This is a genomic window from Bacillus cereus (assembly GCF_002564555.1).
GTDB lineage: Bacteria > Bacillota > Bacilli > Bacillales > Bacillaceae_G > Bacillus_A > Bacillus_A cereus_K.
This window is the reverse complement of the sequence record NZ_NUVD01000017.1, coordinates 150,275-170,807: the sequence shown is the minus strand read 5'-3', so window position 1 is coordinate 170,807 and position 20,533 is coordinate 150,275. Positions and strand designations below refer to the sequence as shown.

Genomic DNA, 20,533 nt, shown 5'->3' with positions numbered 1-20,533 from the left:
CCAACGGGTCTGGACAGTCGGCTCCGCATTTCTATTTAACCAATAGAACCTTCCATCTCAAACTTGATTAGGCGGTTCATTTCAACTGCGTATTCCATTGGAAGTTCGCGAGTGAATGGCTCGATGAAGCCCATTACGATCATTTCTGTAGCTTCTTGCTCAGAAATACCGCGGCTCATTAGGTAGAATAATTGTTCTTCTGATACTTTTGATACTTTTGCTTCGTGCTCAAGTGAAACGTAATCGTTTTTGATTTCGTTGTAAGGAATTGTATCAGATGTAGATTGGTTATCCATGATTAACGTATCACACTCGATGTTAGAGCGAGAGTTTTTCGCTTTTGGTCCGAAGTGTACGATACCACGGTAAGTTACTTTACCACCATGCTTCGCAATCGATTTAGAAACGATTGTTGAAGACGTGTTTGGTGCTAAGTGAATCATTTTCGCACCAGCATCTTGGTGTTGGCCTTTACCAGCAATCGCGATAGATAATGTTAAACCACGAGCGCCTTCGCCTTTTAAGATAACTGCTGGGTATTTCATCGTTAATTTAGATCCGATGTTACCGTCAATCCATTCCATCGTTGCGTTTTCTTCACAAACCGCACGTTTTGTAACTAGGTTGTATACGTTGTTCGCCCAGTTTTGGATTGTTGTATAACGGCAATATGCATCTTTCTTAATGATGATTTCTACTACCGCACTATGAAGTGAGTTAGTAGTGTAAACAGGTGCTGTACAACCTTCTACGTAGTGTACGTGTGCGCCTTCGTCTACGATGATAAGCGTACGCTCGAATTGTCCCATATTTTCAGAGTTAATACGGAAATACGCTTGAAGTGGTGTATCCACTTTAATACCTTTTGGAACGTAGATGAATGATCCACCAGACCAAACTGCAGAGTTTAATGCAGAGAATTTGTTGTCTGTTGGTGGGATTACTTTTCCGAAATGCTCACGGAAAATGTCTTCGTTCTCTTTTAATGCGCTATCTGTATCTTTAAATACGATTCCTAGGGCTTCTAGGTCTTCCTTCATGTTGTGGTATACAACTTCAGATTCGTACTGTGCAGATACACCAGCTAAATATTTTTGCTCAGCTTCTGGAATACCTAATTTATCAAATGTTGCTTTAATTTCATCAGGTACTTCATCCCAAGACTTCTCAGATTTCTCAGATGGTTTTACGTAGTACGTAATTTCATCGAAATCTAAGTCGTTTAAGTCGCCGCCCCATTGTGGCATTGGCATTTCATAGAACTTATCCAGTGATTTTAAACGGAAGTCTAACATCCACTGTGGTTCTTCTTTCATACGTGAAATCTCTTCTACGATTTCTTTTGTTAAACCGCGTCCAGCACGGAAAATCGAAACGTCTTTGTCTTTGAAACCATATTTATAATCGCCGATATCTGGCAGTTGCTTCGCCATGTTGGTGTGTCCCTCCTTAGATAACCTCGTTTTTAGGAACCTTTAACATTACTTATCTTCGTTTAAGCCCTTTTCTAACGCTTTCCACGCTAATGTTGCACATTTAATACGTGCAGGGAACTTGCATACGCCTTGTAATGCTTCAATATCTCCTAAATCGATGCTGTCATCGTACTCTTTTCCTAGCATCATGTCAGAGAAAATTTTCGAAAGCTGAAGTGCTTCTTCAATTTTCTTTCCTTTTACTGCTTGTGTCATCATCGAAGCTGAAGACATTGAGATAGAACATCCTTCTCCTTCAAACTTCGCCTCTTGTACAATACCCTCTTCTACTTTCATCGTAAGTTGAATACGATCTCCGCAAGTTGGATTGTTCAAGTTAACGGTAACACTATCTTCTAACACGCCATGGTTACGAGGATTCTTATAATGATCCATAATAACTTGACGGTATAACGTATCTAAATTATTAAATGACATTTGTGAAATACTCCTTTGTCTTGATTAGCGATTCAACAAATGTATCAATTTCTTCTTTTGTATTATATAAATAGAAGCTCGCACGTGCTGTTGAAGAAGCTTTCAGCCACTTCATAAGCGGTTGTGCACAGTGATGTCCTGCGCGAACCGCAATGCCTTCTACATCTAACACAGTCGCTACATCATGAGGATGTACGTCTTCAATATTAAATGTAACAAGACCAGCGCGATGCTTTGGACCATAAATTGTCACGCCATCTACTTCTGATAGTCTTTCTAAAGCGTATTGCGCTAATTCATGCTCATGCTTTTCAATATTATCAAGACCGATTTCTTCTAGGAAATCAATTGCCGCACCAAGTCCGATTGCATTACCGATAATCGGTGTACCTGCTTCAAACTTCCACGGAAGCTCTTTCCAAGTAGATTCTTGTAAATCTACGAAATCAATCATTTCACCGCCAAATTCAATTGGCTCCATATTGTTTAGCAATTCTTTCTTACCATATAATACGCCGATACCTGTAGGTCCGCACATCTTATGAGCAGATAATGCGTAGAAATCACAGTTTAAATCTTGTACATCCACTTTCATATGAGGGGTACTTTGCGCACCATCAACGACCATAATTGCGCCGTTTTCGTGTGCGATTGCTCCGATTTCTTTTACAGGGTTAATCGTTCCAAGTACGTTTGATACTTGCATAATAGAAACGATTTTTGTATTCGGTGTAACTGTTTGACGAACATCCTCTAAAGAAATTGTACCGTCTGGTTGAAGCGGAAGGTATTTTAAAGTTGCACCAGTTTTCTTCGCAACTTGTTGCCACGGAATGATGTTACTATGGTGCTCCATGTAAGAAATAACGATTTCATCGCCTTCTTTTACATTGTCAAGACCATAGCTAGCCGCTACTGTATTTAATGCAGTTGTCGTTCCGCGCGTGAAAATAATCTCTTCCATTGATTTCGCGTTAATAAACTTGCGAACTTTCTCACGTGCACCTTCATACGCGTCGGTAGCTTTCGTACCGAGCGTATGAACACCGCGATGCACGTTAGAATTATATTCTTTATAATAACGTTCTAACGTTTCAATGACTTGAATTGGTTTTTGAGAAGTTGCTGCACTATCGAAATAAACAAGTTGTTTGCCGTTCACTTTTTGATCAAGAATTGGAAACTGTTTGCGTATTTCATGAATATTCATTAGCGAACTTTCCTTTCAATTACCTCAACAAGCTGTGCCTTTACTCCTTCAATTGGAAGCTCATTTACTACAGGTGCTAAGAATCCATGGATGACTAAACGTTCTGCTTCGCGTTTTGGAATACCACGGCTCATCAAGTAGTATAGTTGGATTGGATCTACGCGGCCTACTGAAGCTGCGTGACCTGCCATTACATCATCTTCATCAATTAGAAGAATTGGGTTCGCATCACCACGAGCTTTTTCGTCTAACATAAGAACGCGAGAAGATTGTTGTGCATTTGATTTAGATGCACCGTGTTCAATCTTACCAATTCCGTTAAAGATAGATGTTGCACTATCTTTTTGTACACCGTGTTTTAAGATCCAACCTTCAGAGTGTTTACCGAAGTGAACAACTTTAGTTGTAAAGTTTTGTGTTTGGTTACCACGGCCAATTGTTACTGTTTTTGTATCAGCATATGAACCGTCGCCCATTAAGTTCGTAACGTTCTCTGAGATTGTGTTTCCGTCATTCATAAGACCTAGAGCCCAATCAATGCGGCCGTCGCGTCCAACAACACCGCGGCGGTTAACGTAAGTTGTTACGTCTTTTGCTAATAGATCAACCGCACCGAATTTTACTTGTGCGCCTTGTTCCACGATTACTTCTGCTACGATATTTGCAATACCTTTAGCATTTTCATTTGCAACGTAGTTTTCTACATAAGTTACAGTACTGTTCGCATCAGCTACGAATAATACGTGGTTATATACGTTAGCTTCTTCGCCGTCTACTAAGAATACAGCTTGAAGTGGAGTTTCAAGAACAACGTTTTTCGGAACATATACGAATGCACCGCCGTTGATTAATGCAGCATGAAGTGCAGTTAAACGATGCTCGTCTACTTTCACGCCGTCTTTCATTAAATACTTTTGTACTAGTTCAGCATGCTCTGTTGCAGCTGTTACGATGTCTGTAAAAATAACACCTTTTTCTTTTGCTTCGTCTGCTAAAGAAACGAACGCAGTTGTACCAGTACGTTGCACTAATACGCTGTTATTTTCATCGATTAAGTTTTTCACTGCTTCTGGAAGTTCAGTTAAAGAACTTACAGGCTCTTGCTTAGCAGCGTCGCCTTTTCCGATAAAGTCCCATTTTTCAATTTTCGTTTTATCAGGCGTTGGCATTGGAAGTTCAGTTGCTTGTGCAAGAGCTTGTAAGCGGAACTCAGTCAACCAAGCAGCTTCGTTTACTTCGCTTGCGCGCTGACGGATTGTTTCTTGATCGAAAGGTAATGTACCGATTGTCATGTTTATGCTCCTCTCTTACGCTTCTTGCTCTGCTGTTTCGTCTTCAATACCTAATTCTTTTTTAATCCAGTCGTAACCTTCAGCTTCTAGACGTTGTGCAAGCTCAGGGCCACCAGATTTAACGATACGACCGTTCATCATAACGTGAACGAAGTCTGGAGTGATGTAGTTTAATAGACGTTGGTAATGCGTAATCATTAGGCAACCGAACTCTTCGCCGCGCATTTCGTTAATACCTTTAGATACAACTTTTAATGCATCGATATCAAGACCTGAGTCGATTTCGTCTAAGATTGCAATTTTTGGCTCAATCATCATTAATTGAAGAATCTCGTTACGTTTTTTCTCACCGCCAGAGAAACCTTCGTTTAAGTAACGTTGTGCCATTTCTGGATCCATTTCTAGGAATTCCATGTTTTTATCTAATGTACGGATAAATTTCATAAGAGAAATTTCATCGCCTTCTTCACGACGTGCGTTAATTGCAGAACGTAAGAAGTCAGCGTTTGTAACTCCGCTAATTTCACTTGGATATTGCATTGCTAGGAATAGACCTGCTTGCGCGCGCTCGTCTACTTCCATTTCTAATACATCTTCACCGTCAATGATGATGCTACCTTCTGTTACTTCATACTTTGGGTGACCCATAATCGCAGAAGATAAAGTTGATTTACCTGTTCCGTTAGGTCCCATAATTGCGTGGATTTCTCCACCTTTTACTTCAAGGTTTACACCTTTTAAAATTTCTTTGCCGTCAATTGATACGTGTAAGTCTTTAACCGTTAATGTAGAACCAGCCATCTCAATACCTCCATTAATCCTATATATACATTTTAAAAATTCCTAAAACGTTCATATTCTCATTTTATTCTCATTCTAATTTTATATCAAATAAAATGATATCGCAAACGACGAAAAAAAGTAACAATTTTTTCACAAATGTATATAAGTATTTCCTTCTCACCTTTATATGATACACCTTTCTTCTTATTTATATAAAGAAAAAAGGACTGGGAAATTACCAGTCCTTTCCTTATATTTATTCACTTACAGGGAGTACAGCACCTTTATATTCTTTATTAATAAAGTCCTGAATTTCTTTTGAATGTAGTACTTCTACTAGTTCTTTAATTTCTTTTTTCTTCTCGTCACCTTTACGAACGGCAATAATATTTGCATACGGAGAGTCTGATCCTTCAATCGCAATTGCATCTTTTGTTGGATTTAATTTCGCGTCAATTGCGTAGTTTGAATTAATAAATAAAGCATCTCCCTCATTATTTTCATACAGCTTCGGTGAAAGTCCAGGTTCTACATCTGTTTTAAACTTTAAGTTTTTCGGATTTTCCACAACATCTTTTACCGTTGCCTTAACAACATCTACACCATCTTTTAATTTAATAACGCCGCCTTTTTGTAATAGAGCTAGCATACGGCCACGCTCTGCTACGTTATTACTCATAATAACTGTTCCGCCATCTGGAAGGTCTTTTAAGCTTTTATACTTCTTAGAATAAATGCCCATTGGCTCTAAATGGATTTTTCCTGCGTTTACAATTTTATATCCTTTTTCTTGAATTTCTTTATCTAAATACGGAATGTGCTGGAAATAGTTCGCATCAATTTCTTTATCCGCTAACGCTTTATTCGGTAACACATAATCTTGGAACTTTTTAATCTCTAACTTAATACCTTTTTTCTCTAATATCGGCTTTGCCTTCTCTAAAATAACAGCGTGCGGCACGTTAGAAGCTCCAACAACAAGCTTATTCTCATCTTTCCCACCACAGGCAGCTAATGTAAATACAGATAGTGCTGTAACAACTGACAGTATAATCTTTTTCATATGATGTCCCCTTCTCCCCTATATTTATGTAGTTAGAAAAAAGAGCCGGCATACACCAGCCCTTCTTCAAACGATTATTCTTTTACAGGAACAACTGCCCCTTTATATTCTTTATTAATGAAATCTTCAATTTCTTTAGAATGCAGCACTTCTACAAGAGCTTTAATCTCTTTTTTATCTTTATCACCTTTACGAACAGCTACTACGTTTGCGTACGGAGAATCATTTCCTTCAATCGCGATCGCATCTTTTTCTGGGTTTAACTTCGCATCAATTGCATAGTTAGAATTAATTAGAACCGCATCGCCTTCTTTATTGTTATACACTTGTGGCAATAAGCCAGGCTCAATATCTGTTTTGAATTTCAAGTTTTTCGGATTATCTACAATATCTTTTGGAGTTGCTTTAACTGGATCTACTCCATCTTTAATTTTTAAAATACCTTCTTTTTGTAAAATTGCTAAACCACGTCCATGGTCAGCAACAGAATTACTCATAATAATTGTCGCCCCGTCTGGAAGCTCTTTTAAGCTCTTATATTTTTGAGAATACACACCAATTGGTTCTAAATGAATTTTCCCTGCTACTTCAAAATCATATTTTTTATCTTTCATTTCTTTTTCTAAATACGGAATGTGCTGGAAGTAGTTTGCATCTAATTCCTTATCCGCTAACGCTTTATTTGGCAACACGTAATCTTGGAATTTTTTCACTTCCAGCTCGATTCCTTTTTTCTCAAGTAACGGCTTTGCCTTTTCTAAAATTTCAGCGTGCGGTACGTTAGAAGCACCAACAACAAGTTTATTTTCCTCTTTATCTTTTCCGCCACAAGCAGCTAACCCAAAAATTGAAGTTGAAATAAGTGCTGTAAGTAGTAATTTTTTCATTTGAAATGCCCTCCCGTTTTTTATTATCTTTTATCTATTCGAGTCGTTACACTATCACCAATCCATTGAATGAAAAATACAACTAGTAATACACAAATTGTCGCAACGATTGTTACATCGTTATTTCCTCTCTGGAATCCTTCTAAGTAAGCAAGTGTTCCAAGGCCACCAGCACCAACAACTCCCGCCATTGCTGTATAGCCTACTAAAGCAATTGTCGTTACCGTAATACCAGATACTAACGCTGGTAATGATTCTGGAATCAATACTTTTAAAATGATTGTGCTTGTTTTTGCCCCCATTGCTTTTGAAGCTTCAATTACACCTTTATCAATTTCACGAAGTGCGATTTCAACCATTCTTGCATAAAATGGTGCCGCTCCGATAATTAAAGCTGGCAATGCTGCACTCGCTCCAAGAATTGTTCCAAGAAGGATCTTTGTGAATGGAATTAATAAAATAATTAAAATGATGAACGGTATCGAACGGAAAATATTTACGAACGCTCCAATCGCCGTATTAACCGATTTGTTTTCCCATAAATTATCTTTCGCTGTCATAAATAGTAACAATCCTAAAATAAGTCCTAAAACAAATGTGGCAAGAGCTGCGATCGCCGTCATATATAACGTTTCACCAGTTGCTTCTAGCATTTGATTCCAATCAACATTTGCGAGTAACTTATCCATGTGCAATCACCTCCAGCTCTACTTGTTCTTGATGAATTCCTTCTATTGCTTGCTGGATCGCAGTTTCCTCACCATTTAAATGAACGACTAAACTACCGTAAGAACCGTTATTCGTTTGTGCGATATTTCCTTGCAAAATGCTAACTTCTATATCGGTGCGTTGCATTAATCTTTGAAGTACTGGTCTTTCTACAGCCTCACCGATAAACTGCAAGCGAATTACTTTTCCATCTGGATATTTTTCAATTAAACTTTCAATCGTCTCATTTGTATCTTCAGAATCCGTTAACTGTTGTACAAAGCGTTTCGTAATGTCCTGCTGTGGATTACGGAATACGTCAAGCACTGGACCCGTTTCTACAATCTTTCCTCTCTCCATTACCGCAACGCGATTACAAATCTTTCGAATTACATGCATCTCATGTGTAATTAGTACAATTGTTAAACCGAGACGCTTATTAATATCTAGAAGTAAATCTAAAATTTGATCCGTCGTTTCTGGATCAAGAGCTGACGTTGCTTCATCACATAAAAGTACTTGTGGATTGTTAGCCAATGCTCTCGCAATCCCGACGCGTTGCTTTTGTCCACCACTTAACTGAGATGGGTATGCGTCTCCTCTTCCTTCTAATCCAACAAGATGAATTAACTCATCAACACGTTTTCTTCTCTTCTCCTTATCAACGCCTGCAATCTCAAGTGGAAATGCAATATTTTCACGTACAGTTCGTGACCAAAGTAAGTTGAAGTGCTGAAAAATCATTCCGATTTCTTGCCTTGCCTTACGAAGTTCACTTCCTGTAATTGCTGAAATCACGCGATTTGCAATTGTAATTTGGCCAGAAGTTGGTTTCTCTAACTGATTAAACAACCTAATTAAAGAACTTTTCCCAGCGCCACTATATCCGATAACACCAAATATTTCGCCTTTCTCTATTTTTAAATTGGCGTTATCTACAGCAGTGACATCACCGCTTTTTGATTTATATATTTTCTTTACATTTTCTAATAAGATCATGATGTTCACCCCTTTTTTTAATAAAAAGCGTAAGCGGCTCGCTTAGAACAAGAGGACGCCCGAATCCCAGACGTAGAGGCGTTTTTTGCCTCATAAGAAGGGATGAAACGACCGACTGTTCTAGCCGCTGAAGCTAGATTTTAGATCGACTCCGCAATCTTTTATTTTTGATGCGTGTAGTCCACCGTTATCACTACTTTTATTATTTGAATGTCCTCCACATTCAAACAACAAAAAACCTTTCCGCTTTAGAGAAGCAGAAAGGTTTATATGCGTATATCACAACATTATCCCTCTCTCTCATCTCTCAAAGCATTTGCTTTGCAGGAATTGGCACCATTTCAACATAAGTTGACGGTTGCCGGGCTTCACAGGGCACAGTCCCTCCACCTCTCTTGATAAGAGAAATCAGATTAAATTTTCGTCTGATTTGAAATTTATGAAATTGTCTATATTTTATGACTTGAATTGTATCAACATACACTTTCTATGTCAACAGAAATTTTCGTAAAAAGTGAAACTTCAGAATTTTAAGCGCCTACTGACATCGGTTTACATATATGAAACATCGATTCTACTAATAGCATCGTTCGATACGTTCCCGAATATTGTACACGTCCATCGCTCATTAACGTCTGCAATCTTACATTTCCACCTACCAAGCGTTCTACATCCTCTTCATCTAAGCAAACGATTTGTTCCGTTCCTCTTTCCTCTTTCAACAGCTCTATATAATCTCTTGAAATTTGTAATGAACAACTCTCATCTCCAAAGCGAAAATTAACAGTTTTTTCTCCTTGTCTTAAAAGCGGTTCTAAATGATATTGACCATTAGCGTAATTTACAAATGATTGAAGCAAAGAATATAATTTCACCCTAAATCACATCCTCCATATCACTTTCTATTACATACCATTCCCCTTTACTAAAGAGCAATCCTGTTACTTTCGCTCGACAAATACTGTAGTCGCCCTGCATCTCGACATATTTCCCAAGAAATATGTCGAGGCGGCAAAAACTTTGCCGCCTACTTTAATTCCGTATATAAATATTCAACCGAATGAAATGCATATATCTTCTTCATTAGTGTCCCATTTTCAAAAACGAGTAAGCACGGTACACTTTCGATCCCATACTCTTTCGCTAAATATGGAGCGTAATTCAAATCTAACATCCCAATTTTCAAATCTTCAATTGTCATCTCAACGACCGTTAACATCTTTTTTGCTAATTGGCATGTTCCACACATTGGCGTATACACATATAACACTGTTCTTTCTTCATTTTCTATTAGGTCTGTAGCTTCGGCTCCTGTCCAATCAATCACTTCTATCATTCCTTACCGTAAATATTCTGTATAAACGTCAATGTCAGCTCCCCATAATACATTTGCTAAGTGTGAAGATGGCGCAGTTGCCACTTCTCGGTACGAGCGATCAATATAAATATGCTCTGCTTGCGGAAATTCTTTTCGAAATTGTTTCCTTAACTTTTCTCCAGCATCATCAGCATCCACTAGCACATACACTTCCTTATCAAAAAACTGATCAACGAGCTCATCCATTTTCGACAAACCAATTGTACCATTTGTACAAACAATTTCCACCGGTTCACGAATAATAGATTCAATCTTTCTTCTGTCTGATGTACCTTCTACAATAATGACTTTTTCTACATAAATCATATGTCATCACCCGATCACCATATACTATACAACCTTTAACTTAGTATATAGTATATTCGTTATTTTCATGTTGTTTCCTGTTTATTTTTGCAAAAGAAAAGCGGAAGTGGCTCGTTCAGATTGTGAGGGGGATGGAGCTTCTGACGTAGAGGCGCTTTTTGCCTCGCAGGAAGAAGCGAAGCCACCGAACAATCTAGCCACTGGAGCTAGACAATAAAGAAAAGCGGAACCGACTGTTTAGCCCTGTTGGCTAAGGTTCTTTCGCACAGAAGACGCTTTTTGTCTTCTCGTGCGGAAGGTTCTTAGACATGAAGGGCTAGGAGGTGGAGCTAGACAATGAAAAGCGGAACCGACTCTTTTCAATTGCGAACAAGCCTGAAACATTACCGAAAAGCATTCCCCTATATAATAACTAATTCATTTATATGTGTTTTGAAATCAATTTTATAACACAACATAAAAAAGGACAGCACAAAGGCTGTCCTTCAGTCGACTATAATTAGTCTTGGTTTGTCATTTCTGCATATTTTTCTGCAGTTAATAACTTCTCAACTTGGCTTGCATCAGAAAGTTCAACTTTAACCATCCATGCACCCTCGTATGGAGATTCGTTAACAAGTTCTGGTTGGTCACTTAATTCTTCGTTTACTGCTACAACTTTACCACTTACAGGTGCGTATAATTCAGAAACTGTTTTAACAGATTCTACGCTTCCGAATGGCTCGTCAGCTTCAATTGTTGCACCTACTTCAGGAAGTTCAACGAATACGATATCGCCTAGCTCACCTTGTGCAAAGTGAGTAATACCGATAACAACTTCATTACCTTCTGTTTTTACCCATTCGTGTTCTTCAGAGTAACGTAAATTATTTGGAATGCTCATGACTGTACCTCCAGTGAATGTATTAATTATGTAAAAATACCTTATTGGTACTTTTTCCACACACTTTCAAACTGCTCTTCGTTAAAACCAAGTGTTACACTCGTTCCATCTGTTACGATTGGACGTTTAATCAACATGCCATCAGATGCTAAAAGTTCGTACATTTCGTCTTCACTTGCATCTTTTAACTTATCTTTCAAACCAAGTTCGCGGTAACGCATTCCACTTGTATTAAAGAATTTTTTTAATGGTAATTCACTTTTTTCATGTAAATTACGTAAATCTTCTTTTGACGGTGGATTTTCAACAATATGAATCATCTCATATGCTACATCGTTTGTCTCAAACCATTTCTTTGCTTTTTGACATGTGCCACACTTTGGATATGAATAAAATGTTACTGTCATAAATTCACCTACTTTTTTACTAACCTTTACCTTTATCATATAGAAAACGTTTTATTATTTCAAACGATTATTCGCTAAACTTTTACTTATTTCGTGATAAATTTTAATAATCCTGCGAATTTTTCTTATTTTTCCGCCATTTTTCAAGAAAAAATAAGTATATAAATTTTTTTAGATTTTTTTTGCCCATTGTACCGAACATACATCTTAAACAAACGTTTGATTAATTTTCTATTCTTCTTTGTTAGCCCTTAAACTACATCGCTTCTCTACTACCGAACATACATCTTAAACAAACGTTTGATTAATTTTCTATTCTTCTTTGTTAGCCTTTAAACTACATCGCTTCTCTACTACCGAACATACATCTTAAACAAACGTTTGATTAGCATAAATACAAACATTCTCGTATGTATAATATATAAATTATTAGATTTTTCAAGGAGTAACAAATACTTTTCTATAATTAAACAAAAAAAGAAGCCCTTAAATCAAGAGCCCCTCACTGTCTACTTAAATAATCCGAAATTGTTTGAAACACTACTATATACATATTGTGAATGTTTTGATCGGATACAGCATCATTATATAATCCCATACCCCAATACTGACCTTCAGGTTTTCCCATATTTACAAACCCTTGTGTATACATCATTGCTTCATCCTTCGGGACATTGTCATAATCTAAATCCTTTTTAATAAAAATTAAATATGGTCTATCTTGTAATCCAATAAAAAACACCGGCTTCTTTAACGATAAAAATAAGTCCGTATACTGTTCCTTTGATGCTTCTTGAAAATACTCTTTCATGACGAGAAAGCCGTCAACTTTTGCGGATTTCTCCTGCATCTCTTCTAACTTGACGTTTTCAAACTTTATATTTCTAAACGTATCTTTCGGCTTTTCACCAACAACTCCAATTACGAGTGCTCTCCCGTTATATTCTAATTTCTCTCCTTCTTTATCCTTTGCACACCCAGCACCAACTAGGCATAACAATATAAAAATTAAGAAATACGATAAACGCTTCATTTAGCACCCTCTCCTTCTTTTAAGTCAAGTGACAAAAACGTAAGGTGAATTCAAGAAAATGTAAGTAAAATCGATAGCCCCATTCGCGTTTCTATATTATAATCAATTGAATTTACTTACATTACTAAAAAACATAGGAGATTGTCATGAAGAAATTTAAACTTTCATCTTTTCTTCCGTTAAGTTATATACTTCTACTCGTACTCGTAAGTCCCCTTTACGACGTATTAAATAAATCAGCTGTTCACGCAGTAAACGTTACAACTGTAGTAGATAGTTGGATTCCATTTATAAAAGCATTTATTATTCCTTATTTACTTTGGTTTCCATACTTATACGGCGCACTTATTTATTACTGCTTTGCTGATCGAAAGCAATATTACGTTACTTTAAGTAGTGTAATTCTTGGTAAGCTTGCTTGTTTTTCTGTTTATTATTTTTGGCAAACAACAGTACCGCGTCCAACCGTCGTTGGAACAGACGTATTTTCCGAACTAGTCCGCTATATTTATAGTATCGATCAACCGGTAAACTGTTTCCCTAGCATTCACGTTCTTACTACATTTGTGATTATGTTAGCTGCCTTTAAACGTAGAGAACAACATGCTTTTGAATATTACATTCTTACTTTCTTCGGTACACTTATCATTTTATCAACGCTATTTACGAAGCAACACGCATTTGTAGATGCCGTTTCTGGAATGACGCTTGCAAGCATACTATACTTCGGCGTTCAGCTATTATTAGCAAAAGAACCAATAAGAGTTCCAGTAAAACAAAATCATGAAATTTAACGTAACAAAAAAGCAGACTGTGGCTTCCAGTCTGCTTTTATCTATTAATAAGGAGATTTTCAATTTAAGATTGTGGTACAGTCATATCACCAGAATGAATACGACCTGCTTTTTTAAGAGCGATATAAAGTATATAAGAAACAGCTACTGGAATGATGACATAAGTAATTATCATAGCTGGGAGAACTTCCCATCCTTGACTGGAAATTAAATTAATTGGTGCGATAAGAGAACTTAATCCAAGACCTGCAATTTCTTTTCCTGCTTCTAGATGGAAAATCAATGCTGATACTGGGCCCACTATTGCACTGGCGACGACAGTTGGGACAAGGATCATTGGATTTTTAGTAATGTTCGGCAACTGTACTTTTGGAGTACAAAGGGCCTGAGCTAATATGCCGCCTAAATTATTTTCTTTCGCTGAGATTACAGAGAATCCGATAAACTGAGCAACACATCCTGCAAGTGCTGCACCTCCTGCAAGGCCATCTAAGCTAAGCGCTATCGCTAACGCAGCTGATGAAGCTGGGGAGATAAGTAACAGCCCCCAAACTACAGCAATGACGACAGAAGCGATGAACGGGCTACCAGCTGAACTATCTTTAATGAATGCTCCAACTGTATTTAAAACCGGACTAATATTTTGCGCTAACCAAATACCTACTAAACCAGAACCTAATATTGCTGCGAATGGAACGAGCATCATATCTAAAGCTGTTTTTCCACTTAAACGTTTACCAATATATACAGCTAAAGTCGCTGTTAATAATGCACCGATTGGTTCACCTGTTTGAATGATGAGACCCGCTTCAGTAATTGAAATGGATCCAGCACCAATCGCTCCAGCTACCATTGCCGAAAAGATTACAAGCCCATTTGCTCCAAGCATAAAAGCAATCCCGGCTCCGATGGCTGGTGCCATAAGTGATTTTGCAACAACTCCGATTGTAATAAGTAATGGGATATCAACAATTCTTCCTATATTTTCGATCAGTAAACCAATTCCAAGGGATACGAAAATACCCTGTGCGATTCCAGCGGATGCTTTAAATACACGAGACATTATATATTCCTTCATTTGTTTCACCTTCTCCTATAAGTTAGTAACCAATTGTTTCATAATAATCGCGTAAAACATCGTTTGATTTTGCGAATCGAGATTCTTCATCCTCAGTTAAATTTAGTTCTACAACTTCTTTCATACCGTCTCTAGTAATAATAGCTGGTACTCCTGTACAAATACCGTATTCACCGTACTCACCATCTAAAATAGCTGATACAGCAATTACACGGTGATCATCATTAAAGATTGAGCTAGCAATATATGCTAGAGAATTTCCGATTCCATAATAAGTAGTACCTTTTCGTTTATAAATTTCCCATCCTGCTTTAGCAGTCTTCTCAACAATTTCATCTAAATCTATTCCATCAAAACGTTCTTTTTGCTCCTCCAAAATTTGTAGAATCGGCTTTCCTCCAACAGTTACATGTGACCAAGCAACCATTTGAGAATCCCCATGCTCTCCTAGTGAATATCCATGAATACTACGAGGGTCTACATGTAACATTTCAGATAAAATTGTTCTTAAGCGAGAAGAATCTAATGATGTACCTGTACCGATTACTCGATTTCTAGGTAATCCAGATAATTTCCAAACATGATATGTAATAATATCAACTGGGTTCGATGCGATTAAGAAAATACCATCAAATCCACTTTCCATTACGCCGCCAACAACGCTTTCCATAATCTTTGCACTTGCTCCTAAAGTATCTAAGCGACTTTGTCCAGGCTTTGGTGCCGGACCTGCTGTAATAATAACGATGTCCATATCTTTGCAGTCTTCATAGTTTCCTGCATATACTTTTGTTCTTGTATTTGTAAAGTTAATGCAGTGTGATAAATCCATCGCTTCCCCAACTGCACGTTCATGATTTATATCAATTAATAATAGCTCTTCGCAAATGCCTTGGTTTACAATAGAATACGCGCAGCTTGATCCCACTAATCCAGTACCGATAATTGCAATTTTTCTTGTGTTTCTATTCATAGCAATCTCTCCCAATTGATTATGTAATTGATTATGTAATCTATTTCTTTTCTTCTTTACACTCTTAATTATAGAGATTCCCACGATAGAAACCATGGATACTTTGTGAAATATCAAACAAACTTTTGTCCTTTCTGTGAATTGTCATATTCCATTTTCGTCATATTTGTTACAACTGGAAAAATATTTATTATATATTTATTGACATATACAAAATAAAAAAAACGAGCGACTTCGTTCGCTCGTTTTTTCATCCTATTATTCCGCACTTAATTGGCTTTTTAGTTGCTGCACAATCATCGGATTAGCAGGTGCTGCTGGCTTATAATAACTTTTTTGCTTTGCGTATTCATACATATTACGTTGGCGCTCTTCATCCTGATTACGAATTTGAATTAACGTTTGATGTAACTGTTCATTATCAGACTGTGAAATATAATTTGCATAACTTGTTAAGCTGGCATTTAATCCTGCTAAATAATCATTTACCATATCTTTTTCATTCATTTCTCTCTTCCTCCTATCCTAAAAAAGTCATTAATTGTTGTTTCGTATTTCTTGCATCTTGCGCGTCCTTCTGTAACATTTGCTTTAACTGTGGATCCGTACAAGCCTGTGCATACTGTTCTAACTTGTTAATAATTGTTGCGTGTCCACCGATTAAATGACGTAAGTTTTCTACTTCAAGCTCTGTTAAATTTTGCATAGAATACTCCTACCTTTCTTCTTTCATTCACCATTTATTATTTGATTCTTTTCAAATCATATTCATTAAAAACTTTCTTACATTTCCTTCATACTAAAACCAAACACATCTATTTATAAAAACAGAAAAGTGTTATAATTACATAAAAATACATTTTTAAAAAATATCCCCTTATGATAACTACATAATTAACACACAAATCATATTAAGAAGATGTACTTATGCAAAGTAAATTTAAAGTTATCTTCTTTATCGTTTATGCAATCTTATATGTAAAAATTTTAATCGATGTATTAACTTGAAAACCACTATTCACTTCTATACCTTTGCATATGTTATTTCTCATTTATCTTTTGTTCATTGCACTTAACAACTATAAAAATCGTAACCCTACATTTTTCTTATTATTTATTAATGCAACTCTATTAGTAACCGGTAGTTTTTAAAAAAACTCCCTTTTATAAACTCTACATAACAAAGGAGCAATACTCATGAAAATCCACGACTTTCTTACAAAAAGCCAAGAAGCTTATGATTCTGAGTCAAGCCACGATCCTTTCGTATTTACGTTTTTCAATTTTTTCTTAGCAATATATATATTTCTAAAGCCTGCTAAATAATATTATTTAGCAAGAAAGAGCCTCTAAATCATTAGAGGCTCTTTCTCATTTTCAAGCACTGTTAAATTTTGCATAGAATACTTCTATCTTTCTTTGCTCATTCACGATTGAGTATTTATTTCTTTTTGGGTTATATGCACTAAAAACCTTAGAATCGTTTCTAAGGTTTCCTCTTATTCATTCTTTCATTACATGTAATCCTTTAATAAACGTTTCCAGTAATAAATGTAAACTTGTGTCTAAATCCAGCGGCAAACCAAATCCCCTCTGCTGTTCAATCGACGCAAATCCATGACAAATGCTTCTGAATCCGCGTGTCGCATGAAGTGCATTCTCTCCTTCTAAGCCATATTGTTGTAAAATCCGAAGACAAAGATCTACAATTCCGTCTCCTGCTTTTCTTACTTCTTCATCTCGTAAAAAGGTTGCCTCATACAATCCAGGATGTTTTCGGACAAACGCTACGTACGCTTCTCCTAATGCATGAATTGCTTCATCCATGCGTTTATCCGAGGCCGCCTCTTTCAGCGCGTCATGCAGCTGCTTTATTCCGTAAATACCAAGATTTTTCCGGACATCCTGTAGCCCTTTCACATGATTATATAGCGAGGGCGAGCGTATCCCCAACCTTTGTGCTAATGAAGCTAATGTTACTTCTTGTATCCCATTTGTATCTGCAATTTCTGCCGCTGTTTCTACAATTTTCTGTAATGTAAGTCCGATTCTTGGTGACATGAATTAACCCTCTTTCATACTTTCTATATTTCGCTTAGCTTCCTTAATAGCAAGATCTATGGCAGCGTTTGGATCTTTTATCATTTTTCCATGTCCTGCTGCAAGCAAGGAAGGCTCATATTCTCTTAGCTTCTCTGCACTTCGTAATGCTACTTCTTTACTCCACGTTGCCATCGCAGGAAACGGAAACCAAAATTTCATTTGTCCGGAAACAGCCATACCTCCTCTTGTTTGAAATGCATCCCCGACAATAAGAGCTTTATTTCGCACATCAAGAAACGACATGGATCCTGGCGTATGTCCCGGTGTCATAATCGCAAGAAGCGATCCAACTCGGTCGCCATCTTCCAATAAAACATCCGGTCTCGTTTTCACTTTTTTAGGTACACCGCCTTTTATCGGCGTATTTGGTTCATCCCTTTGTAACGTCGTATCTCCTTCTAACAGCTTTGCGTCCCGCTTAGAAATATAGACTGGAACATCAGAAAGTACCTCTTTTAATGCGTCTAGCGCACCGATGTGATCATCATGCGCATGCGTTAATACAATCTTAGTAATTGGTTTCCCTATTTTCTCAGCCGCCTGTAAGATCCCTTTTGCACTATAGGGCAAAGCCGCATCAATTAAAGTTAAACCATCTTCTTCCTCCACAAAGTAACAATTCACAGGAAACGCTCTTGGTAAAAATGACAATTGATATACCGTTTTTTCATGCATCATTTTCATATTCCCAGCTCCCTTTTCACAAAACTAATACTATTAGTTTTATTATACTAATGGTATTAGTTTTTGCCACTAAAAATTCCATTTTTGTACAAAAAAAAAAAAAAAAACAGTAGTCGTTTATACAACTACTGTTTTTTGAAGGTATTAAACTGTATAACGCTCATCTTCTAAAATTTTCGCAGCGATTTCACGTTTCTTCGGAATTACGTTAAGTGGTGTGTGGCGAGTTAATTTACGTAATGATGATAACATCATGCGCAGCATGTCGCCGTTTTCAACTGCGATAAGTGTTTCTTTCGCATCTGCTTCGATTTCGTTGAAGGCTTCTTGGCAGAATACTTCAGTGTATAACACTTTTTGTTTATTTTTTTCAAGACCAGTTGTTTTAATTGCTTTTTCTGTACGAAGAACAGCTGACTCCATTGCGTATAGGTTGCTTACGATGTCAGCGATATTCACAAGAATTTCTTGCTCTTTATCTAACGCTTTACCGTATTTTTGAGCTGCTAGTCCAGCTACCATTAAGCCGATTTTCTTCGCGTTAGTTACTAAATATTTTTGAAGTGCTAATGGCTCATCGCCTACTTCTTCTGGCATCATCATCATTAACTCTTCTTGTAATTTTTGTGCTTTTTGAAGAAGTGGTAATTCACCTTTCATCGCTTTACGTAAGAACGTACCTGGTACGATTAGGCGGTTAATTTCGTTCGTACCTTCGAAAATACGGTTAATACGAGAATCGCGGTACATTCTTTCAATCTCGTACTCTGCCATAAATCCGTAACCACCGTGAATTTGAACACCTTCATCCACTGTATAGTCTAGCACTTCAGAACCGAATACTTTATTTAAAGAGCACTCAATTGCATATTCAGCGATAGAAGCTGCTACTGCTTTACCGTCTTTTACTTCTTCTTCAGATAATGTGCTCATGCGGCTTTCGAATAAACCTACTGTACGATATACAGAGCTTTCAGCTGCATATGTTTTTGCTGCCATATTCGCAAGTTTCTCTTGAATTAATGGGAAACGAGCGATTGGTTGTTTGAACTGTTGACGTTGGTTTGCATATTGTGCTGAAATTTCTACTGCACGTTTCGCAGATCCAACTGTACCAACACCTAATTTATAACGACCGATATTTAAAATGTTGAACGCGATAACATGACCTTTACCGATTTCACCAAGTAAGTTTTCTTTCGGTACTAATGCATCTTCTAAAATTAACGTACGAGTTGAAGAACATTTAATACCCATTTTTTTCTCTTCAGGGCCTGTAGATACGCCAGCATACTCTTTCTCTACGATAAACGCTGAGAAATGCTCACCATCTATTTTTGCATATACGACAAATACGTCAGCAAATGCAGAGTTTGTAATCCATTGTTTTTCGCCGTTTAATACGTAATGTGTACCTTCTGCATTTAAACGTGCAGTTGTTTTTGCACCTAATGCATCAGAACCTGAACCTGGCTCAGTTAGTGCGTATGCAGCTAATTTCTCCCCAGTCGCAAGTAATGGTAAATACTTTTTCTTTTGCTCTTCGTTACCGAATAATACGATTGGTAAAGATCCGATACCAACGTGAGCACCGTGAGTAATTGCAAAGCCACCAGCGCGAGAGAATTTCTCTGCGATTAACGCTGAACTTACTTTATCAAGGCCAATTCCGCCGTACTCTTCTGGTACGTCAGCACCTAATAAACCAAGCTCTCCAGCTTCTTTTAAAAGACGAACCGAACGATCAAACTCATGTTGCTCTAAATATTCAAGCTCTGGAAGAACTTCATTTACGATAAATTCCTCTGTCGTTTTTGCAATCATTTTATGCTCAGATGAAAAATCTTCTGGCGTAAACACTTGATCAATCGTAATCTCATCAACTAAAAAGCTACCGCCTTTAACCGCACTTCCTACTGTTTTTTCCATGAAAATTTCCTCCTTCATATTTTCATAAGCCGCTTCTCTCTTTTGAAAGAAGCTGGCTCTCAATTTTATTTTTTATAAACCTTTGTTGCTTCCATTCTTTGCTTTAGCGG

General features: G+C 37.2%; 23 protein-coding genes and 1 riboswitch. Of the genes, 1 reads left to right on the top strand and 22 read right to left on the bottom strand.

What is annotated here, in order from left to right; genetic code table 11:
* Window positions 1–35: 35 nt before the first annotated feature.
* From sufB to COI75_RS09770, 15 genes are all read right to left on the bottom strand, one after another.
* Window positions 36–1,433, bottom strand: coding sequence for a Fe-S cluster assembly protein SufB (gene sufB, locus COI75_RS09850; RefSeq protein ID WP_001118824.1), 1,398 nt, complete (start codon window positions 1,431–1,433; stop codon window positions 36–38).
* 48 nt (window positions 1,434–1,481) lie between these two features.
* On the bottom strand, window positions 1,482–1,913 hold the full coding sequence (gene sufU / locus COI75_RS09845; RefSeq protein WP_000009523.1) for a Fe-S cluster assembly sulfur transfer protein SufU: 432 nt from the start codon (window positions 1,911–1,913) through the stop codon (window positions 1,482–1,484).
* The gene (gene sufS, locus COI75_RS09840) at window positions 1,903–3,123 is read right to left on the bottom strand and encodes a cysteine desulfurase SufS (RefSeq protein WP_001020758.1); all 1,221 of its coding nucleotides are present in this window, start codon (window positions 3,121–3,123) and stop codon (window positions 1,903–1,905) included. Before sufS ends, sufU begins: the two co-directional genes overlap by 11 nt.
* Window positions 3,123–4,415 (bottom strand): Fe-S cluster assembly protein SufD, encoded by a 1,293-nt coding sequence (sufD, locus tag COI75_RS09835; RefSeq protein ID WP_000152189.1) that lies wholly within the window; start codon window positions 4,413–4,415, stop codon window positions 3,123–3,125. The genes sufS and sufD overlap by 1 nt, the downstream gene beginning before the upstream one ends.
* Window positions 4,416–4,430: 15 nt before the next feature.
* Window positions 4,431–5,216, bottom strand: coding sequence for a Fe-S cluster assembly ATPase SufC (gene sufC / locus COI75_RS09830; RefSeq protein WP_000929159.1), 786 nt, complete (start codon window positions 5,214–5,216; stop codon window positions 4,431–4,433).
* Between the two features lie 238 nt (window positions 5,217–5,454).
* Entirely contained in the window at window positions 5,455–6,261 is an 807-nt protein-coding gene (gene metQ / locus COI75_RS09825) for a methionine ABC transporter substrate-binding lipoprotein MetQ (protein WP_000720645.1), read from the bottom strand.
* Window positions 6,262–6,335: 74 nt separating this feature from the next.
* Window positions 6,336–7,148, bottom strand: a complete 813-nt coding sequence (gene metQ / locus COI75_RS09820; protein ID WP_000735106.1) for a methionine ABC transporter substrate-binding lipoprotein MetQ — start codon at window positions 7,146–7,148, stop codon at window positions 6,336–6,338.
* 23 nt (window positions 7,149–7,171) lie between these two features.
* A complete protein-coding gene (locus COI75_RS09815; protein WP_000359402.1) occupies window positions 7,172–7,837 on the bottom strand; it encodes a methionine ABC transporter permease in 666 nt (221 codons plus the stop codon).
* Complete coding sequence (locus COI75_RS09810) at window positions 7,830–8,855, bottom strand: methionine ABC transporter ATP-binding protein (protein ID WP_098448338.1); 1,026 nt, start codon at window positions 8,853–8,855, stop codon at window positions 7,830–7,832. Before COI75_RS09810 ends, COI75_RS09815 begins: the two co-directional genes overlap by 8 nt.
* A 297-nt stretch (window positions 8,856–9,152) precedes the next feature.
* A riboswitch (SAM riboswitch) is annotated at window positions 9,153–9,260 on the bottom strand.
* A gap of 125 nt (window positions 9,261–9,385) precedes the next feature.
* Window positions 9,386–9,730 (bottom strand): hypothetical protein, encoded by a 345-nt coding sequence (locus COI75_RS09800; protein WP_000781221.1) that lies wholly within the window; start codon window positions 9,728–9,730, stop codon window positions 9,386–9,388.
* Between the two features lie 152 nt (window positions 9,731–9,882).
* Window positions 9,883–10,191, bottom strand: coding sequence for a thioredoxin family protein (locus COI75_RS09795; RefSeq protein ID WP_080013103.1), 309 nt, complete (start codon window positions 10,189–10,191; stop codon window positions 9,883–9,885).
* A gap of 3 nt (window positions 10,192–10,194) precedes the next feature.
* Window positions 10,195–10,539 carry a toprim domain-containing protein gene (locus COI75_RS09790; protein WP_000640869.1) on the bottom strand — a complete coding sequence of 115 codons (345 nt, stop codon included), beginning with the start codon at window positions 10,537–10,539 and terminating at the stop codon, window positions 10,195–10,197.
* A 499-nt stretch (window positions 10,540–11,038) separates the two neighbouring features.
* On the bottom strand, window positions 11,039–11,422 hold the full coding sequence (gene gcvH, locus COI75_RS09780; RefSeq protein ID WP_000026896.1) for a glycine cleavage system protein GcvH: 384 nt from the start codon (window positions 11,420–11,422) through the stop codon (window positions 11,039–11,041).
* 41 nt (window positions 11,423–11,463) lie between these two features.
* Window positions 11,464–11,829, bottom strand: coding sequence for an arsenate reductase family protein (locus COI75_RS09775; RefSeq protein ID WP_000218974.1), 366 nt, complete (start codon window positions 11,827–11,829; stop codon window positions 11,464–11,466).
* Between the two features lie 502 nt (window positions 11,830–12,331).
* The gene (locus COI75_RS09770; protein ID WP_000826887.1) at window positions 12,332–12,862 is read right to left on the bottom strand and encodes a hypothetical protein; all 531 of its coding nucleotides are present in this window, start codon (window positions 12,860–12,862) and stop codon (window positions 12,332–12,334) included.
* A gap of 146 nt (window positions 12,863–13,008) precedes the next feature.
* Between COI75_RS09770 and COI75_RS09765 the strand changes: the two genes are divergently transcribed.
* A complete protein-coding gene (locus COI75_RS09765; RefSeq protein ID WP_000713750.1) occupies window positions 13,009–13,656 on the top strand; it encodes a phosphatase PAP2 family protein in 648 nt (215 codons plus the stop codon).
* A 64-nt stretch (window positions 13,657–13,720) separates the two neighbouring features.
* Here COI75_RS09765 and COI75_RS09760 read toward each other — a convergent pair whose 3' ends face one another.
* The 7 genes from COI75_RS09760 to COI75_RS09725 form a co-directional block, all read right to left on the bottom strand.
* Complete coding sequence (locus COI75_RS09760; protein WP_000666184.1) at window positions 13,721–14,734, bottom strand: PTS transporter subunit IIC; 1,014 nt, start codon at window positions 14,732–14,734, stop codon at window positions 13,721–13,723.
* Between the two features lie 22 nt (window positions 14,735–14,756).
* Entirely contained in the window at window positions 14,757–15,707 is a 951-nt protein-coding gene (locus tag COI75_RS09755; protein WP_098448337.1) for an L-lactate dehydrogenase, read from the bottom strand.
* 258 nt (window positions 15,708–15,965) lie between these two features.
* Entirely contained in the window at window positions 15,966–16,214 is a 249-nt protein-coding gene (locus tag COI75_RS09750; RefSeq protein WP_001002990.1) for a spore coat protein, read from the bottom strand.
* A 13-nt stretch (window positions 16,215–16,227) separates the two neighbouring features.
* On the bottom strand, window positions 16,228–16,413 hold the full coding sequence (locus COI75_RS09745) for a hypothetical protein (protein ID WP_001180552.1): 186 nt from the start codon (window positions 16,411–16,413) through the stop codon (window positions 16,228–16,230).
* A gap of 797 nt (window positions 16,414–17,210) precedes the next feature.
* Window positions 17,211–17,768 (bottom strand): TetR/AcrR family transcriptional regulator, encoded by a 558-nt coding sequence (locus tag COI75_RS09735; RefSeq protein WP_000074935.1) that lies wholly within the window; start codon window positions 17,766–17,768, stop codon window positions 17,211–17,213.
* A gap of 3 nt (window positions 17,769–17,771) precedes the next feature.
* Window positions 17,772–18,494, bottom strand: a complete 723-nt coding sequence (locus COI75_RS09730) for an MBL fold metallo-hydrolase (RefSeq protein WP_000783279.1) — start codon at window positions 18,492–18,494, stop codon at window positions 17,772–17,774.
* Window positions 18,495–18,638: 144 nt separating this feature from the next.
* Complete coding sequence (locus COI75_RS09725) at window positions 18,639–20,423, bottom strand: acyl-CoA dehydrogenase family protein (protein ID WP_000416299.1); 1,785 nt, start codon at window positions 20,421–20,423, stop codon at window positions 18,639–18,641.
* Between the last annotated feature and the right edge of the window lie 110 nt (window positions 20,424–20,533).